Consider the following 16,384-nt stretch of genomic DNA (forward strand, 5'->3'; position numbering starts at 1 on the left):
GAGTGGTAGTTCAGTTGGTTAGAATACCGGCCTGTCACGCCGGGGGTCGCGGGTTCGAGTCCCGTCCACTCCGCCATTAATCTTAAAAACCCAGCAGAAATGCTGGGTTTTTTTCGTTTAATGGCTTCGCGGATAGTCGGGATGGTGTCGCTGCGCGCCAACCTTCAAACGCGGCGCATTTACCACTCTGCCATCATTCAAAAGCCCTGCGCTAACGAGCAGGGATTTTTTCTTTTTATCCTCGTTAAACTCTTCATTTTGACTCTGTCAAATCCACCTCCGTGACCAAACCGTGACTAAACCGTGACCATTTGGTGACCACTCACCTGCTTTGATCGGTGTCAAAAGACTATTGTTATCTGCCCGAATAGGATACTCAGCCTATACTAATAAAGGTTGCTCAATAAGTGTCTTCTTGTACTAGTTAATATCACGAGAAAGCTGAGGTCGTTAGATTATTCAGTCGATAATTCAAGCATGTAAGCTTTATTCAATTTTCTCATTAGCGCAAAGATGTAGCTAAACGAAAGGCAAGTGCGCGTTAGAATGACTATAGTGAACATGACTTTTATACGGAGATAAATGGATGAAGACACCTTTGTTACTACTGGCTTTTGCCAGCATGAGTGCACAGGCACAAACTGTGAATAGCATGACACTAAATACAGATACAGCCCTGCAATTAGTGAGCGCAGGCCTCAAGCAATGCGCTAAAGATGGCTATCATGTGACAGTAGCTGTGGTTGACCGTTCTGGTGTGCTTAAGGCTTTGGGCCGGGATGAATTAGCTGGTCCACATACGGTCGAAAGTGCACGTAAGAAAGCTTTTACCTCTGCATCACTAGGAGTGAACACTGCGGACATGGCAAATAATATTGCAGATAAACCGGCTTTATCCGGTTTGCGTGATATGCATTCAGACATTTTGATCTTAGGTGGTGGGGTACCTATACGTATTGATGAACAGCTGGTAGCGGGTATTGGAGTTGGCGGAGCTCCGGGGGGACACTTAGATCAGACTTGTGCTGAAGCGGCAATAAAGACGGTATTTAAATAATATTCCATCTTATTAGTTACAGGGGATGTTGCTTATCTCTAGCGTTATTGATATCTACGTGTTTAATTTGTGATTGATGTCACAATAATAATTTAAATGATAAAAATAGTCACAATCAAAAAGCTTAACTAGTATTTTTTACAAAAATATAAAGCTGTTCTAGAATCAAAGTAAGAGTCAACTATATGTCATCTAGTTGACTCTTCAAACCAGATTTTTAATTTTTTGTATTAAACTAAATTTTCAGTGGTCAACACTAACAATATGGTTTGATAATAAACTAAGGACAGGAAGTCCTATGAGCCATCTATTTGAAAATACTAGAATTATAAATCTGTTTGGTGTTGGGCGACATACATCAAGGTTTAGCTTTCTTCGCTGGTTTTCATTACTCAGTGCCTTGTTAATTGCGGCGGTTGCCATCGGTGTGGGGGCCATCACTACTCAATTTCTACGGCAAGAAAGCATAGACCGCGACTCCATGTTGAGCGCACAGTTTATACAAGCTGTTGCGGAGGCAGAAATAGACCATGCTGGAGTGCCGATACTGGCAACTATGGGTAAGCTATTTTTGTCTTCGCTGGATCAAGTTTCTTATGATGAAGTTTTCGTCGCTGATAATCGAATAAATAAAGCGCGGAATGAGTTTCTTGATCATATTTCTCATTTGCCAGACTTACTCTTGGCTAATATATACTCACACGATAGAGTTGTTATTTGGTCAACTAATCCAGAGTTGATTGGTGAGAAAGTTTTAAATAATGAAGAGCTTGATGGTGCATTTAATCTTAAACGTTATATTGCTAATAGTCATTATGATGCCGATGATCATAGGTCGGAAAAACAATTGCACTGGATACCCAAAGGTTTATATATAGAAAATTATATCCCATTATTTGATGTCGATAAAAACGTATTGTCCGTTGTAGAAATTTATAAAGAGCCCAGAGATCTTAACACTCGTATCCAACGTGGTTATGTGTTGATTTGGCAGGCGGTGGCTCTTGGTGGTTTCCTAATGTATCTGGGGCTGTTTTGGATCGTATATCGGGCATCTGCTCAACTGGCCTCGCAACAGCAGCAATTGATTGCCAATGAAACTTTTGTGGTATTAGGAGAAATGTCGTCAGCGATAGCACACAGTCTGCGTAATCCACTTGCCGCAATTCGCTCGAGTGCGGAACTGACACTGGAGTTATCCGATCCGCCTATTCACAAAAATATCAACGATATCATCAATCAGGTTGATCGTATGTCACAGTGGATACGTGAATTGTTGGTATCTTCCCCCTCTCTTACTGGCGAGAGTGAAGCTGTTGATCCCGTGACTGTGATCCGAGAAGCTGTGCTTGCTTTTGAGACGCAAATTAAACGCTCGAATATTCAAGTCGAATGCGAGATAAAACAGATCTCTTTAGTCGTCAGCCGAAAAGCATTGCTCACACAGGTATTAAATAGCTTGATAGCAAATGCTATTGAGGCGATGCCTGATGGCGGCTTGCTGAGCATAGTAGCGGAACAGGACGTTAGCCAGCGTTGTTTGAATGTGACCATTAGTGACACCGGAAGAGGAATGACCAAGCGACAGGAAATGATGGCTTTTAAACCTTTCTATACGACTAAGCAAGGTGGAGTTGGCGTGGGATTAATGCTGGTCAAACGGCTGATGGAGCGATTTGACGGGCAGGTTGAGCTAAGTTCTTGTGAGCAGAAAGGTACAAAAGTAAGCCTGCGTTTCAAGGTCGCCACGGGAGGTAAACCATGGAGTACAGCATATTAATTGTCGAAGACGATCAAACGTTGGCGGAAAATATTCAGGCATACCTTAAACTCAAAAAATTTGAAGCCTTGGTGTGTCACTCGGCCGAAGAGGCACTTGAGTTGCTGAAAACTCATCATCCAGATGTGGTATTGACGGATAACTCGCTGCCAGGCATGAATGGCATAGACTTAATTGGACACATTCACTCTAGTGACCCTCAGCTTAAAGTCATCATGATGACCGGCTTTGGCAATATAGAAGATGCTGTGACTGCGATGAAAGTGGGTGCTTTTCATTATTTGACCAAGCCTGTGATATTGGCCGAGCTTAAATTATTGCTCGACAAGACCTTGGCAGCTCAGCGTATGGAATATCAGCTGTCTTTTTATCAGAGTCGAGATGTACAGAGTGCCGGGCTGGATGCAATGCTTGGCAATTCATCCGGCATGCTACAAGTCAAGCAGACTATACGGCAGTTACTTGATGCGGAAAGCCGCATGACGGATACGGATCTGCCCAGTGTATTGATTGAGGGTGATACGGGAACCGGCAAAGAACTCGTTGCGAGAGCATTGCATGTTGATGGTGTCCGGCGTAAAGAGCCTTTTATCGAATTTAATTGCGCGTCAATTCCGGCGCATTTATTGGAAGCTGAATTATTCGGCCATGAAAAAGGCGCTTTCACCGATGCCAAGGAACGTCGAATAGGATTAGTAGAGGCTGCGGATGGAGGCTCTTTATTTTTGGATGAGGTGGGTGAAATGGATTTGGCTCTGCAGGCCAAACTCCTTAAATTACTTGAAGATCGTACCATTCGTCGGATCGGTTCGATTATAGAGCGAAAAATTAATTTACGAATTATCAGTGCCACGAATCGCAATCTCGAACAAATGGTAGAAGAGGGGACCTTTCGTCGTGATTTGTTTTTCCGCCTACGAATTATTTCTATCAAGGTGCCAAGCCTGTCATCGCGGGGTGACGACATATTATTATTGGCACGTTATTTTCTTAATCTGCACAGTAAGCGTTATGGCAAATCGGGATTAACTTTCTCCGCAGATGCAGAGGCTTTACTCAAAGCCTATCATTGGCCGGGTAACGTGCGAGAGTTACGTAACATATTAGAACAGGCTGTGTTGCTGACACAAGCCGCGATCATAGTGCCAAATCAGCTGGCGATCCAGCCTGTTGCTGCTCCTGTCTATCATGAGAGTGTTAGCTTTACTGAAAGGGAGATGCATGAAGAAAATCTTCCAGAAGTGGAGCGTATTCTAGTTATAAAAACATTGAACAAGACAGACTGGAACGTGACTAAGTCGGCTCGCCTACTCGGTATTACGCGAGATATGCTACGTTATCGCATAGAGCGGCTTGGCCTGATACGACCAGAGCGTTAAGAGGCCGACTATTGAGCCCATCGGCGGTGTAGCATTTGGTTAGCGATAATCTTACTGAATGCTTGAAGCTAGATCGAAGATGGGCATATACATCAGAATAACAATAACGCCGATTAGCAGGCCGATAAAGGTCATCAGTAAAGGCTCAAACAAACGCACAAACCATTCGACCCATCGATTGTTTTCTTCATCATAAAAATCTGCGGTACGTTCCATCATTTCCCCTAATTTTCCCGATTGTTCACCTGCGCGTAGCATGCGCAGGGCAACGGAGGTGGTCAGTCCTTTTTCTGCTAGCGCAGCAGACAAAGCATGCCCTTCTTGTATGCTCTGTCTGGCCTCATCGAGTCGAGGACGAGACATGACGCCAAGCAGATCTCGAACCATAGCCATGGCCGTCAGAATGGGAATACCCCCTTGCAGCAAAATACCCAGTGAACGATAAAAACGCGCCAGCTCATAGGCGAACAAGCGTTGGCGGATGGCGGGCACTTTATTAATCGTAATGATAAGAGCGCGTCGTACTTTCTCTTGTCTGAGCAGCACGACCAAGGTCAGAATAACCAGTAGTAGGCCACCCAGAATAACGATCATGTGTTGATTAAGAAGTAGTCCAGATTTCAACAGTAATTGTGATAACCAGGGTAGATTAGTCCCTACGCCCTCGAACACTAAGCTGAAGCGGGGGACAACATAGCCGATTAAAAACAGCAAGACTCCGCAACCGACAATAAATAATAGCAGTGGATAGAGTGAGGCACTGAGTACCTTTTGCCGGATTTCATCCATCCGACGATGGTAACTGACATAACGATCCAACGATTCACCGACGGTGCCGGTTTTTTCGCTGGATTGTATCAAGGCAATATAGAGAGGAGGAAACTCCACAGGAAATTGTGTTAATGCCGAAGAAAATGATTTTCCCTCGTAGAGCTGGCGCACCAGACCGGACAGGATCTTGTTTGCTCTAGGTGCCGATTCTTTCTCCGCTAGGCTTTCTAGCGCATCAATCAGCGCCAGCCCAGCTTTTAGCAAGGTGGCCAATTCTTGACTGAATAACAGTAGCTGAAAAGCCTCGCGGGGACGCCAAGGTTTCAGTGACCAAGGCTGCGCTGAATGAAGTGCGAGCACACGCAGCTGTTGCTGCTCGGCCAGTAGCAAGGCATCCGCTTTAGATGCAGCTTCTAGCGTCAGGGAAACAATGGCCGCTTGTTTATTAACCCCTTTGATATGAAAACGCATATGACCTCACAGTGTTATTACCAGCTGACAATATCAGCACTTTCGTCGTTACCACCGGGCTGGCCATCTTTGCCCAAAGACAGCAGGTCATAGTCACCATACTCACCAGGGGAACGATAGATATAGCTTAACCCCCATGGGTCTTGAGGCACTTGTTTCTGTAGATAAGGTCCGCCCCATTTAAGTTCGTTGTTCGGTGCTAAAACCAAGGCATCTAAGCCTTGCTCGGTGGTGGGATAACGGCCTATATCTAACCGGTAGAGATCCAATGCCTTTGCTAAGCCCTCTATTTGGGCGCGCGCTACTTTGACTTCAGAACGCCCTAACTGACCGAAATATTTTGGGGCTACTATGCCGGCGAGTAGGCCGAGCACCACGAGTACCACGAGTAGCTCCAACAGAGTAAAACCTCGTTGCCTATGTTTTAGCATCTCTTTTTCTCCCCATTCCTTGGCGATGAAACGTATCTATGTGTTAACCACAGCTCGACAACCCACAGCTCGATAACCCATAGCGCGGTAATCATAGTGAGCATGATGCAAGAACTATGCACGTTACTCGGGATCTTGATTTTTTATGTTGGCTTACTTATTGCTTGCGCATTGACGGCTTAGATCGGCAGATGAGCATGGGGCATGGCAGGGAATGTCCATGACCCATGCTTCACCACGGAGGGGAGGATCAAGGATGAAAGGATCAAGGATGAAAGGATCAAGGATGAGAGTATCAATGCTGATTTGGCTGGTTTTGAGTTTGCCTACATGGGTCCATGCTGATGTCTATCTGAGAACCGCCAGTGACGGCAGTATTACACTGACGAATATTCCAGCTAAAGGGCAAGGCTACACCTTGTTACGGCGGGAACCCGCCGCCATCACGCTCAAAGCTGCGCCTGCATTAGCGCCTTTACCTAGCCTACAAGGGCGTCCTTTTGCTGCTTTAATTGCTCAGGTTGCGCAGGAGCAAAAACTGCCGGAAAACTTGTTGCATGGCATTATTCGCGCTGAGTCTAACTACAATCCATCCGCACTTTCCCCAAAAGGGGCCATTGGCCTGATGCAGTTGATGCCAGGCACGGCGCTAGAATTGGGTGTTGCTGATGCTTGGGATCCGTTGTCGAATATCCGCGGCGGTGCGCGTTATGTAAAACGGCTGATGAAGATGTTCGATAATGATCTTTCTTTGGTGCTAGCGGCCTATAACGCGGGTCCTGGCGCGGTTAAAACACGTGGCAACCGTATCCCTCCTTTTCCTGAGACTCAGAATTATGTGGCTAAAGTAACCGAACATTATCAACAGTTACAGGCCCTGATGTACTGAGTCCCCCATTTTTTCTCCCCATTATTGGGTCTTTTCCCCCACATTTAGATAACTCAATCGGTAGCCAAATTGGTAACTCAATCGGCAGCCAAACTGATAAGTGAATCATAAATAGCGTTTAAATATGTGTATGAGCCGGATTACTCGTTTTCTTGAATTATGAGCTGAAGAGTTGTAGTGGCCACCCTTGCTCGCTTGTTATGGACGTTGTTATTGGCATGTGGTGCTGACGCCCCGTAAGTGGGTGGGGAATAACCCCCAATAAATGTAAAAATTAAATTAAGTTTTTGTATTTAAAGGATTTAATTGTTGGTATGCGTTTTGCTTCTAAGAATAGGAATGACGGTAATGAGCATATTGGAGGCTTGTCATGATGATACGGAACAGCCATTCGGAAACACCCGATACCCTAGCTCCCTGTAGTGTAACTTCGGGGTCCTTAACCTCAATTTCCGGGCACGTATTATTAACGGCGGCCCTACTTTTTTTCTCACACCAAGCACAGGCGAGTATTAGTTGCGCCCGTAATCTAGAAGCTAATATTGTTGCCCTTGACCAACCCCTGATGTTTAACCGCTTGGGGGCACAGAATGTGAACGGCATGATGTTCGCCCTGCGCCGAGATGTGGTGGACGACAACGATGTTCCCCTCGCCATGGGGGGCGCAGCAGTGCCCGGAGCTGTAAGCTTAAGAGCCGATAAACGACCACGACCCTTGGTGTTGAAGGTCGCTGCTGGTGACTGTTTGACGGTAAACCTGCAAAACCTGCTAGCGAATCAATCCAACCCGAATAATGCCGATGTAGCCGAGCTGCAGATTGATGATCAGGTCGCCGATCGACATGTCGGATTCGAAGTGGCCGGTATGCAGGCGGTGAACACGATTGGCGATATTGCCACTTATGTTGGTCGTAACGACAGCGCCTTGCTTGCCCCCGGTGCCAGACGCAGTTATACGCTTTATGCCGAACATGAGGGGGCCTTTGCCGCAACTAGCTACGGAGCTACCTTAGGCGGTGAGGGTACTAGTGGTAACGTGGGAAATGGCCTGATTGCGCAAGTTATTGTGTTGCCAAAAAGAGCCAAGATCTATCGTAATACGCTGACCGAAGAAGAGATGCGCTTAGCCACCACCGCCAGAACACCGATGGGGCAGCCGGTGATCAACTACGAAGCCCGTTATCCCATGACGGAACCTTGGCTGACCGAAGGCAAGGCCGGATTACCGATTCTGAACCTGATTGACGGTAACGAGATTATTGCCAGCCATACCGATACCGTCGTCGTTGGGCCTAATAGCGACGGCAGTTTTCCGCCGGCGACTTATCCACTGGAAAGCATCGGCAAACGTAATCCTGCCTTGCCCAATCGACTAGAGCCATTTCGCGACTTTACCGCGGCTTTTCAGGATGAAGCTGCTGTCGCGCAGGCATTCCCCGGTTATTGGGCCGATCCGGTATTCGGTCATGTGCTGGCGCCGGTGCGCGATGCCTTCATGATCAATTACGGCGCCAGTGGCGTGGGTTCTGAAATGATTGCCAATCGGCTCGGTGTTGGTCCCATGCATGATTGTCTGTCGTGTTCTTACGAGGAATTTTTCCTCAGTGCGCATACCGTTGGTGATGTGGCCATGCTGGTGGATGTCCCTGCCAACGTGGGTCTGGAACAAATACGCCCAGGAGAAGTACCGTCGAAAAATGATATCGGCATTAAGGCCAGCATGGCCTTGTACCCAGCCGAACCCTCTAACGTCAGTCACAGTTATCAGGGGGACTTTGTCAAAATACGTAACACTCACTCGGGTATTGAAAATCATATTTTCCATCTACATGGCCACCAGTGGCTGTTCAACCCCAATGATGATAACTCCGATTACTTAGATGCTCAGGGTATAGGCCCAGGATCGGGTTATACCTATGAAATTGCCAATGGTGGTTCGGGTAACCGTAACCGTTCGGCCGGTGACTCCATTTATCATTGCCATTTTTATCCGCATTTTGCTCAAGGTATGTGGGCCATGTGGCGGGTACATGATGTGTTTGAAGAAGGTACTCGTCTCCAGGTCTCAGAAGACGGAGATGATGGTTATCACTCAGAGCCTTTTGCCTTGCGCAGTGGTCTGCCCGCAGCTAACGCGCGCGCCTTGCCCGATGGTGAAATCATAGCCGGTACGCCTATACCTGCCATCGTGCCTCTACCAGGCAAAGCAATGCCGCCTATGCCGGGTAAGGTGACTGTGGTGACCAAGTACGGCAGTGACCCTGAACATGATGATGAACCGGTCGCTGTGGGCTCAGTGGCGTTAGTGGATCGTAGCGAGGCCAATCGTAACGCAGACGGTAATCTGAAAAACCCAGGTTTCCCGTTCTGGATTGGTGGGATTGAGCACACTGTTGGCCAGCGGGCACCTACGCCACCCTTGGATATGTTGGATCCGGCTACCGCTCAAGCATTAAAGGACAGCGGTAATAGCTTGTGGGCTTCGCTAGACCCAGCACAGGTCGATGGTTGGAATGGCGGTTTGCCTCGTCACGCGCTGGAAGGGTGGTCGAGCGGCGGAGAAGCCGAAGTGATCACCAGCGCGCTGGATTTTACTAAGGTCATCACCCGTGCCAAGCCGGTTTTCTTCCCCGAAGAAGGCACAGATGTCGAACAGGCTGCCATGGCATACCATGCCATGGCTAACCACGCCAGTTTCTCTGTGTTGCCAAATGGTGACGTACAGCCGAAGCCTTTCTTGACTAACGGTTCCCCCCCAGTATCTGGGGCTCCTTTCTTTGAACCTTGTATCGATGATCGGCAAAAACGCTTAACTCAAACGTCTGGACCCGGTGAATTTGTCAGCGGTGAGCGGGCGGATGGCATGTCTTTTACTGGCTCATCGCAATTTACTGCCGACAAGCCACGTATTTATAAAGCTGCCAATATTCAAATTGATGCGGTGTTCAACAAGGTGGGGTATCACTATCCGCAAACACGAATGTTGGCGTTGTGGGAAGATGCTTGGCCCATTATCAACAAACAACAGCCGCCAGAGCCGCTGGTAATGCGATTGAACACCTTCGATTGCGCCATGTATCAGCAAACCAACCTGATCCCCGCCTTTTTCGAGCTGGACGACTATCAGGTGCGCACCCCGACCGATGTGATGGGACAGCATATTCACTTACCCAAGTGGGATCAGACGGCCTCCGATGGTTCAGCCAACGGCTGGAACTATGAAGATGGTGTTTTGTCTCCCACCACAGTGGTTGAGCGTATCGCAGCGATTCGTGAATACAACCAATGCCTGAGTAATGACCCACGCGAAGGGACAGATGCCTGCCCCGTGGCCAAGGTGCATCCTTATTTTGGCCAGTTTAATCGCAGCGACTGGGTCGGAGCCAGAACCACCATGCAGCGTTGGTTCGCCGACCCTGTGGTGAATGTGCATAATATCGATCGCGGCTTGGGCAATATTTTTACCCATGACCATTTCGCTCCTTCAACCCATCAACAATTGGGGCTTTATGCCACAGTGTTAACTGAGCCGGCAGGTTCAGAGTGGTTTCACTCTGAGACGGGTGCGCGTCTGTATGATACGGCGACGCGCCAAGATGGCGGGCCTACTTCATGGCAGGCGGTAATTGCCACCGGTGACCTTAACGGTGATGGTAAGAACGACAGCTTCCGTGAGTTTTTCTTGGAGTACAGTGATTTCCAACATGCCTATGAGGCCGGTGTTTATGTTGGCGCGGGCCCTGATGGTGTGCCTAATCCTGGCGCCTATCCGGCGACCAGCGACAGCTTCCGCTATGCCATCAACCCGCCGGTGCGCCAAGCAGCCAGTTCTTTACTGGAATCTGTGGTGGATGTTGAAGGCGGCCAAGTACCCGGTTGTCCGAGCCGACCCTGCCCGCAGGCGATCTCGGTTGAAGACCCCGGTATTTACACTGTCAATTATCGTAATGAGCCGCTGGGGCTGCGTATCTATGATCCAGAACGGCTGGCGCCCGATGGTAAACCGGGCATGCAGGCTGCAGGACTGGCGGGTGACTTATCGCATGCGCTGCAAAGCCGTACCGACCGTGCCATACCGGCATTAAACCTAGCGCCCAGTGCTATTACTTCGGCGGTGGGGCCAACAGGTGGTACGACCCACTTCCCGCCTCATATTAACGCGGGTGGCGATCAGCCGGGAGATCCTTTTACTCCACTGCTGCGTACCTATTCTGGGGATAATGTACGGTTAAGAATACATGCGGGTGGGTATGAGGAGGCACACAACGTTGCTCTGCACGGGGTTAAATGGCTGCGAACTGGTACCGGTTACGGCTCTAGCTCTAACTCCGGCTGGCGTGCCTCGCAGATGGTGGGCTTATCGGAGCAATTCGGTTTTGCAGCTCCCGTGGCCATGCTGTCAAGCTCGGATGCCGACACCGGTGATTACCTTTATTCCATGAGTGCATCAGCGGAAGGTTACTGGAATGGTATGTGGGGGATCATGCGTAATTACACCAATAGCCGCAGTGATTTACTCCCCTTACCGAATAACCAAAAACCGTTGGCGATGCGCAACACCGCGGACTTTGATGGTGCCTGCCCGAAATATGGGCCTAACCCTAGCGGCATTGGCACCAGAGCCACACCGCAGCGCAATTACGAAGTAGTGGCGGTGCTGGCCAACGATATCTTGGATAATCCTTTGGGACTGACCATAGGTGACCCCAGTGGTAACGGTTTGCATGTGGGCGGCCCGCTTAATTCTGCTGGCGGCACCTTGGTGTATAACTCACGCCTAGTGAGCATACCCGAGGCGACGGTAATAGATGATGAAACGGGTGAAATCAGCGTGATTGGTGGTCAATCTGGGCCGCTGCACGATCCCACCGCCATCATGTATGTACATAAGTCCGATCTGGATCCTCAGACCGGTAAGCTGAAAGCGGGCGTACCTATTGAGCCGCTGATGCTGAGAGCCGCCGCCGGTGATTGTGTTAACGTCAAACTGGAAAATCGGTTACCCATGGAGATGCCCGATTTACCTAACTTTTCAGTGATGCCAAGTGTGGTGAAACGCGATCGCTTTGCGAGTAAAGGCGTGACGGCGTTTAACAACAACCTGATGCGCCCATCCAATCACGTGGGTCTGCATGCCCAGTTGCTGGCTTATGACATCACCAAAGGAGACGGTGCCAACGTGGGTATTAACCCGATACAAACAGTGCCGCCGCGTGCCACGGGTGCCCTTGAATATCCGAGCCGTAGCTATCAGTACTATGCGGGACATTACGAACGAGAAGGGCGACCCATTGCCCGCCTGGGACGTAATCTCGATCGCATTATGACGCAGCCTATCGAGTTCGGTGGTTTGAATCTGATGCAAGCGGATCCCATTAAGCAGCCCCAAAAAGGCTTGTCGGCGGCCATGGTGATAAGCCCTCTAGGCTCTACTTGGACCGAGGATGTGGGCATGCGCGCCGCGGCAACCGTACAGCCTCTGGGCAAACCCGCCTATCGTGACTTTACCTTGCTTTGGCAACGGGGGCTGAATATGCGTTGGGCCAATGGCAGACCGGTGGAGAATATGGCACCGGAAGGCTTTGGAGTACCCGCAGATCCAGAAGATAACTCTGGCATGGCGATTAACTATAAGAGTGAGCCGCTCTGGTACCGGTTTGCCAAGGCACCTGATGCTCCTTTTGGCCGAGCAGGTGGTCATGGCTGGGGAGATATTCCTAACGCTCATATGGCTTACAGCAATGCCTTAACCGGTGCTGACCCAGAAACGCCTGTCTTGACGGTGACTCCTGGCCAGCCGTTCCGTACCCATGTGCTGCAAAGTAGCTCTGCTGGTCGCTCGGGAAGCTTCCAGCTGACGGGCCATGTGTGGGGGCGCATGCCTTATATAGCCGAGAAACAGGACGGTAATGGCTATCCGATGAAATATCCAGGGATAGGATCTGTGGCCTTTGGTTATAACCCGCTGGATATTTATACCGGTGTTCAGGAAAGTGTTCTGCCGGCTGCCCACTTCAGCATGATGTTTCCGAGTGCCGGTGGTGGTAATGCGGTGTCTGGAGACTATCTGTACCGGGATTCTGCGGGAGGCGGTAATGCCAACGGCTTATGGGGCATATTGCGGGTCAGCAGCCCTCAGGCTGCACCCGTAGCCCCGCCACCAGTAAATAACCCAGCTCCTCAGCCAGGCCGGCTGAGAAGGTAGCAGCCAACATAAGCCCGGAAATGGAATCCGGGCTTATTTGATGGGAGGGATTCGCCTGTGAAATTATCATCGATATTGTATGTGATTTATTGTCTTGTGCTGCTGATGACTCAATCTCGCGTGTATGGGCTGGAGGAAAATCCGGCTTTGGCGGCTAAGGATAGCGAGGCGCCTCATGCCAGTACAGCTCGTGCCAGTACAAGTCATGTCAGCACAGTTCAGCTTGAGCCTAAGGCCAGCAATCAATGGCAACGGGATGGCGTCACCATAGATTTTGAAATTCGCCCCCTTGGCAAAGGCACCGCATTGGTAGAAGGCCAACTTGCCGATGTCCGTTTCCGGTTGCGCGATGCGACCACCGGTCAACCCATTTCTGGTCAGGTACCCGGCGCTTGGCTCGATGCGGCGCAGAGTGTGCCAGAAGGGGGGGACTATCAACAGCAGTGTAAGTCTAGAATCGGTTATTACCTCAAGGGACGTATGGGAGCGCGTCCGTTAATTGACTTTAATAGTTACTATCTGCTGGTACTCAATCAGGATGCCAGTTTAACTGTGATAGACCCGTCAATTTCGGTGGGGGGCATCACCAGCACCCTAAGTCGAATCGCACTCAAACGTGCCCCCATGGACTGGGTGGCGAGTACGGATGACAAACGACTTTATGTCTCCATGCCCAATGCTGAAGAAGTGGCGGTAATAGATACCAACAGTTTTAAGGTATTAACCAATATAGCCGCCGGCCCCGATCCGGTACGGGTGGCATTACAGCCGGACCAGCGTTATTTGTGGGTCGGTAACGACAGCCGCCATGCGGAACAGGGCGGAGTGACCGTTATTGATACCCAGAGTCTGGAGCGGGTAAAAACGCTGATCACGGGGGCTGGGCATCATGATATTACCTTTAGCGACGACTCTCGTTATGCCTTTGTCAGCAATCGGGATGCGGGTGCCTTGACGGTATTCGATGTCGAGACGCTCACAGAAGTGGCGAAAATTAATACCGGATCACATCCCTTGGCGGTGGCCTTCTCGCCTTTGTCGCAGGCGGTTTATGTTAGCGATGGTAAGGATGGTACTGTGACCGTGGTCGATGCGCGTAGCTTGCAGGTGCGTAAGGTCATGCAAATCGGCCAAGGTATCGGGCCCTTGCGGTTTAGCCAGAACGGACGCTTTGGCATAGTGCTCAACACCATGGAAGACAGCGCGACTGTCATAGACGCGGCAACCGACGAGGTTCTGCACAGTATCGAGGTGGCGGCCGAACCCTATCAACTGGTATTCACGCGTTCTTATGCTTATATCCGCGGACTTGCCTCATCCAAAGTCTCCATGATTAGTTTGGTATCTTTGGGCGAAGGAAAAACACCCACAGTCCAGAGCTTTGAAGCGGGCCCTGCGGCGCCCAAGCTGGCTGGGGATCTGCCCATCGCCACCAGCTTGGCTCCTGCCAGAGAAGACGCCGCCGTGTTCGTGGTGAATCCCGTGGACAACAGCACCTACTTCTACACCGAGGGGATGAACGCCCCCATGTTCAGTTATTTAAATCGTGGGCATGCGGCGCGAGCCGCCAAGGTGATAGATCGTAGTCTGCGTGAAGTAGAACCCGGAGTTTACAGCACCCGAGTCAAGCTGCCGCCGGCCGGCCAGTTTGATGTGGCACTGATGCTCAATCAGCCGGAGCTGACGCACTGTTTTAGCACTGAGGTGGCTCTGGATCCGGCCTTGGTGAAGCAGTCACAAAAACCCCAAGTGGAGTTTTTGTGGGATAAGCCTTTACAGGCGGGCTCACCGGCTAAAATACGAGTGCGGTTGACGCAGGGGCGAGACAATCAGCCGCTGAGTGGCGTTGCGGATCTACGGCTACGTTATTTTCTCGCCCCTTCCTCTCGCCCGCGCGAAGTGGCAGTGGTAGAGGTGGGTGAGGGCCTCTATGAGGCCAAAATTGAACTAGAATCAACGGGAGCCTATTACTTGCATCTGGCTTCCGCCTCTCTGGGGTTGGGATTTAATGACTTGCCTTATACGAGCCTACGTACACAAGCCGCCGCATTGAAGACGGTACAGTCTCGTTGATGAGGTGATTTAACGTTACAGGAGTAATGATCATGAAGGGATGCAACACCCGAGCCGCTAAATTATTTACGCTGCTGAGCCTGACTCTGCTGAGTGCATCAGTGCAGGCGCATTCTCCAGAACAACACGCACATGCTCATGCCAAACCTACTGAGGCCGCAGATGCCACTGTGCATTTCGCCGCCGTGCCCTTGCTAGATCAACATGGCCAAACGGTTAACCTTAAAGAGGATTTAGTCGCCGATAAACTGGTAGTGATGAGCTTTGTTTATACCAGTTGCACCACCGTATGCCCCGTAGTGTCCGGATTAATGAAACAGGTACAAGACCAGCTCGGCGAACGAATTGGATCTGAGGTGCAGCTGGTGTCCATCAGCGTGGATCCATTACGTGACACCCCAACTAGATTGCAGCAGTACGCGCAGGGCTTTAACGCCGGTGACGGCTGGAGCTGGCTCACCGGCACCACGCAATCGATAAACCAGACCCTAAAGGGATTGGGTGCTTGGGCCGCCGATTATGATGCCCATCCGCCCTTGATCATGGTTGGTGATGGGCGCAGTGATAACTGGTCACGTTTCTATGGCTTTACTGCCCCCGAAGTCTTGGTCGCCAAGGTTAACGAGCTCAGTCATGCTCGTCATTCGCTGGCTCAACATAATCCGGCTATACATGCAGGAGCGCACCCATGAGATTTATTATTGCTAGCGCCGTTATGCTGGGCCTGATGACAGGCCCGCTTTATGCTCATGAAAACCATGGTGTTCCTCATATTGCAGGGCAGAGTAAGGGGGCTGAGATTAAACCGGTTGAAGTGCGCGCGCCCCAAGATGCACGCAGTTACTTTACCGATACGGCCTTGCTGAATCAGCATGGCGAAACGGTGCGTTTTTACAGCGATGTCTTACAAGATAAAGTCGTGCTGCTCAATGTGATCTTTACCCATTGCGATGATGCTTGTCCCTTGATCACCCGTAAGCTGAAGGAGGTGCGGGAAGCCATGGACGAAAAGACCGCTGAAAAAGTGCACTTTATTTCTATCACCAGCGACCCTTTAAACGATAAACCGGAAGTGCTGCAGGCCTTTATACGCAAGCATGAAATAGCAAGCCCAAATTGGACCTTTCTAACCGGCGACAAGGCGGATGTCGATCTCGTGCTGGCGCGTCTTGGGCACTTTATTGCCAGCCCTGAGGCTCATTCTACTTTGCTGATTGCCGGTGATGTGGCCAATAAACGGTGGAACAAGATCCAGCCCGATGCAGCCGTACCGGCAATCGCCCAGCGTTTGCAGTTGTTAACCGAGCCTAGGCTCTGATCGCTGTGGA

The 16,384-nt window shown here is 50.2% G+C and carries 10 protein-coding genes; 8 read left to right on the forward strand and 2 right to left on the reverse strand.

The window, feature by feature from the left end; translation table 11 throughout:
* Nucleotides 1–586 precede the first annotated feature (586 nt).
* The 3 genes from ACEN2G_RS10850 (at nucleotide 587) to ACEN2G_RS10860 (ending at nucleotide 4,216) form a co-directional block, all read left to right on the forward strand.
* The gene (locus tag ACEN2G_RS10850; RefSeq protein ID WP_442021505.1) at nucleotides 587–1,057 is read left to right on the forward strand and encodes a GlcG/HbpS family heme-binding protein; all 471 of its coding nucleotides are present in this window, start codon (nucleotides 587–589) and stop codon (nucleotides 1,055–1,057) included.
* 298 nt (nucleotides 1,058–1,355) lie between these two features.
* Nucleotides 1,356–2,837 carry a sensor histidine kinase gene (locus ACEN2G_RS10855; protein WP_442021506.1) on the forward strand — a complete coding sequence of 494 codons (1,482 nt, stop codon included), beginning with the start codon at nucleotides 1,356–1,358 and terminating at the stop codon, nucleotides 2,835–2,837.
* A complete protein-coding gene (locus ACEN2G_RS10860; protein WP_442021507.1) occupies nucleotides 2,819–4,216 on the forward strand; it encodes a sigma-54-dependent transcriptional regulator in 1,398 nt (465 codons plus the stop codon). The genes ACEN2G_RS10855 and ACEN2G_RS10860 overlap by 19 nt, the downstream gene beginning before the upstream one ends.
* 51 nt (nucleotides 4,217–4,267) lie before the next feature.
* On the opposite strand, the gene ACEN2G_RS10865 is transcribed toward ACEN2G_RS10860, so the two are convergent.
* Nucleotides 4,268–5,458 carry a type II secretion system F family protein gene (locus tag ACEN2G_RS10865; RefSeq protein ID WP_442021508.1) on the reverse strand — a complete coding sequence of 397 codons (1,191 nt, stop codon included), beginning with the start codon at nucleotides 5,456–5,458 and terminating at the stop codon, nucleotides 4,268–4,270.
* A 17-nt stretch (nucleotides 5,459–5,475) separates the two neighbouring features.
* Nucleotides 5,476–5,889, reverse strand: a complete 414-nt coding sequence (gspG, locus tag ACEN2G_RS10870) for a type II secretion system major pseudopilin GspG (RefSeq protein WP_442021509.1) — start codon at nucleotides 5,887–5,889, stop codon at nucleotides 5,476–5,478.
* Nucleotides 5,890–6,175: 286 nt separating this feature from the next.
* Here gspG and ACEN2G_RS10875 point away from each other — a divergent pair, with 286 nt between their 5' ends.
* The 5 genes from ACEN2G_RS10875 (at nucleotide 6,176) to ACEN2G_RS10895 (ending at nucleotide 16,374) form a co-directional block, all read left to right on the forward strand.
* Nucleotides 6,176–6,778 (forward strand): lytic transglycosylase domain-containing protein, encoded by a 603-nt coding sequence (locus ACEN2G_RS10875; RefSeq protein WP_442021510.1) that lies wholly within the window; start codon nucleotides 6,176–6,178, stop codon nucleotides 6,776–6,778.
* A 373-nt stretch (nucleotides 6,779–7,151) separates the two neighbouring features.
* Nucleotides 7,152–12,983: a manganese-oxidizing multicopper oxidase MnxG gene (gene mnxG / locus ACEN2G_RS10880; RefSeq protein WP_442021551.1), complete on the forward strand. Its 5,832-nt coding sequence runs from the start codon at nucleotides 7,152–7,154 to the stop codon at nucleotides 12,981–12,983.
* Between the two features lie 57 nt (nucleotides 12,984–13,040).
* A complete protein-coding gene (locus ACEN2G_RS10885) occupies nucleotides 13,041–15,056 on the forward strand; it encodes a YncE family protein (protein WP_442021511.1) in 2,016 nt (671 codons plus the stop codon).
* A 32-nt stretch (nucleotides 15,057–15,088) separates the two neighbouring features.
* Nucleotides 15,089–15,748: an SCO family protein gene (locus ACEN2G_RS10890; RefSeq protein ID WP_442021512.1), complete on the forward strand. Its 660-nt coding sequence runs from the start codon at nucleotides 15,089–15,091 to the stop codon at nucleotides 15,746–15,748.
* Nucleotides 15,745–16,374, forward strand: a complete 630-nt coding sequence (locus tag ACEN2G_RS10895; RefSeq protein WP_442021513.1) for an SCO family protein — start codon at nucleotides 15,745–15,747, stop codon at nucleotides 16,372–16,374. The genes ACEN2G_RS10890 and ACEN2G_RS10895 overlap by 4 nt, the downstream gene beginning before the upstream one ends.
* The last annotated feature ends 10 nt before the right edge of the window (nucleotides 16,375–16,384 follow it).

The sequence above is a fragment of the Oceanisphaera sp. W20_SRM_FM3 genome (assembly GCF_052119705.1).
GTDB lineage: Bacteria > Pseudomonadota > Gammaproteobacteria > Enterobacterales > Aeromonadaceae > Oceanimonas.

Coding starts and splice junctions, on each gene's coding strand:
- ACEN2G_RS10850 (WP_442021505.1), top strand. CDS start 587: ATGAAGACACCTTTGTTACTACTGGCTTTTGCCAGCATGAGTGCACAG.
- ACEN2G_RS10855 (WP_442021506.1), top strand. CDS start 1,356: ATGAGCCATCTATTTGAAAATACTAGAATTATAAATCTGTTTGGTGTT.
- ACEN2G_RS10860 (WP_442021507.1), top strand. CDS start 2,819: ATGGAGTACAGCATATTAATTGTCGAAGACGATCAAACGTTGGCGGAA.
- ACEN2G_RS10865 (WP_442021508.1), bottom strand. CDS start 5,458: ATGCGTTTTCATATCAAAGGGGTTAATAAACAAGCGGCCATTGTTTCC.
- gspG (WP_442021509.1), bottom strand. CDS start 5,889: ATGCTAAAACATAGGCAACGAGGTTTTACTCTGTTGGAGCTACTCGTG.
- ACEN2G_RS10875 (WP_442021510.1), top strand. CDS start 6,176: ATGAGAGTATCAATGCTGATTTGGCTGGTTTTGAGTTTGCCTACATGG.
- mnxG (WP_442021551.1), top strand. CDS start 7,152: ATGATACGGAACAGCCATTCGGAAACACCCGATACCCTAGCTCCCTGT.
- ACEN2G_RS10890 (WP_442021512.1), top strand. CDS start 15,089: ATGAAGGGATGCAACACCCGAGCCGCTAAATTATTTACGCTGCTGAGC.
- ACEN2G_RS10895 (WP_442021513.1), top strand. CDS start 15,745: ATGAGATTTATTATTGCTAGCGCCGTTATGCTGGGCCTGATGACAGGC.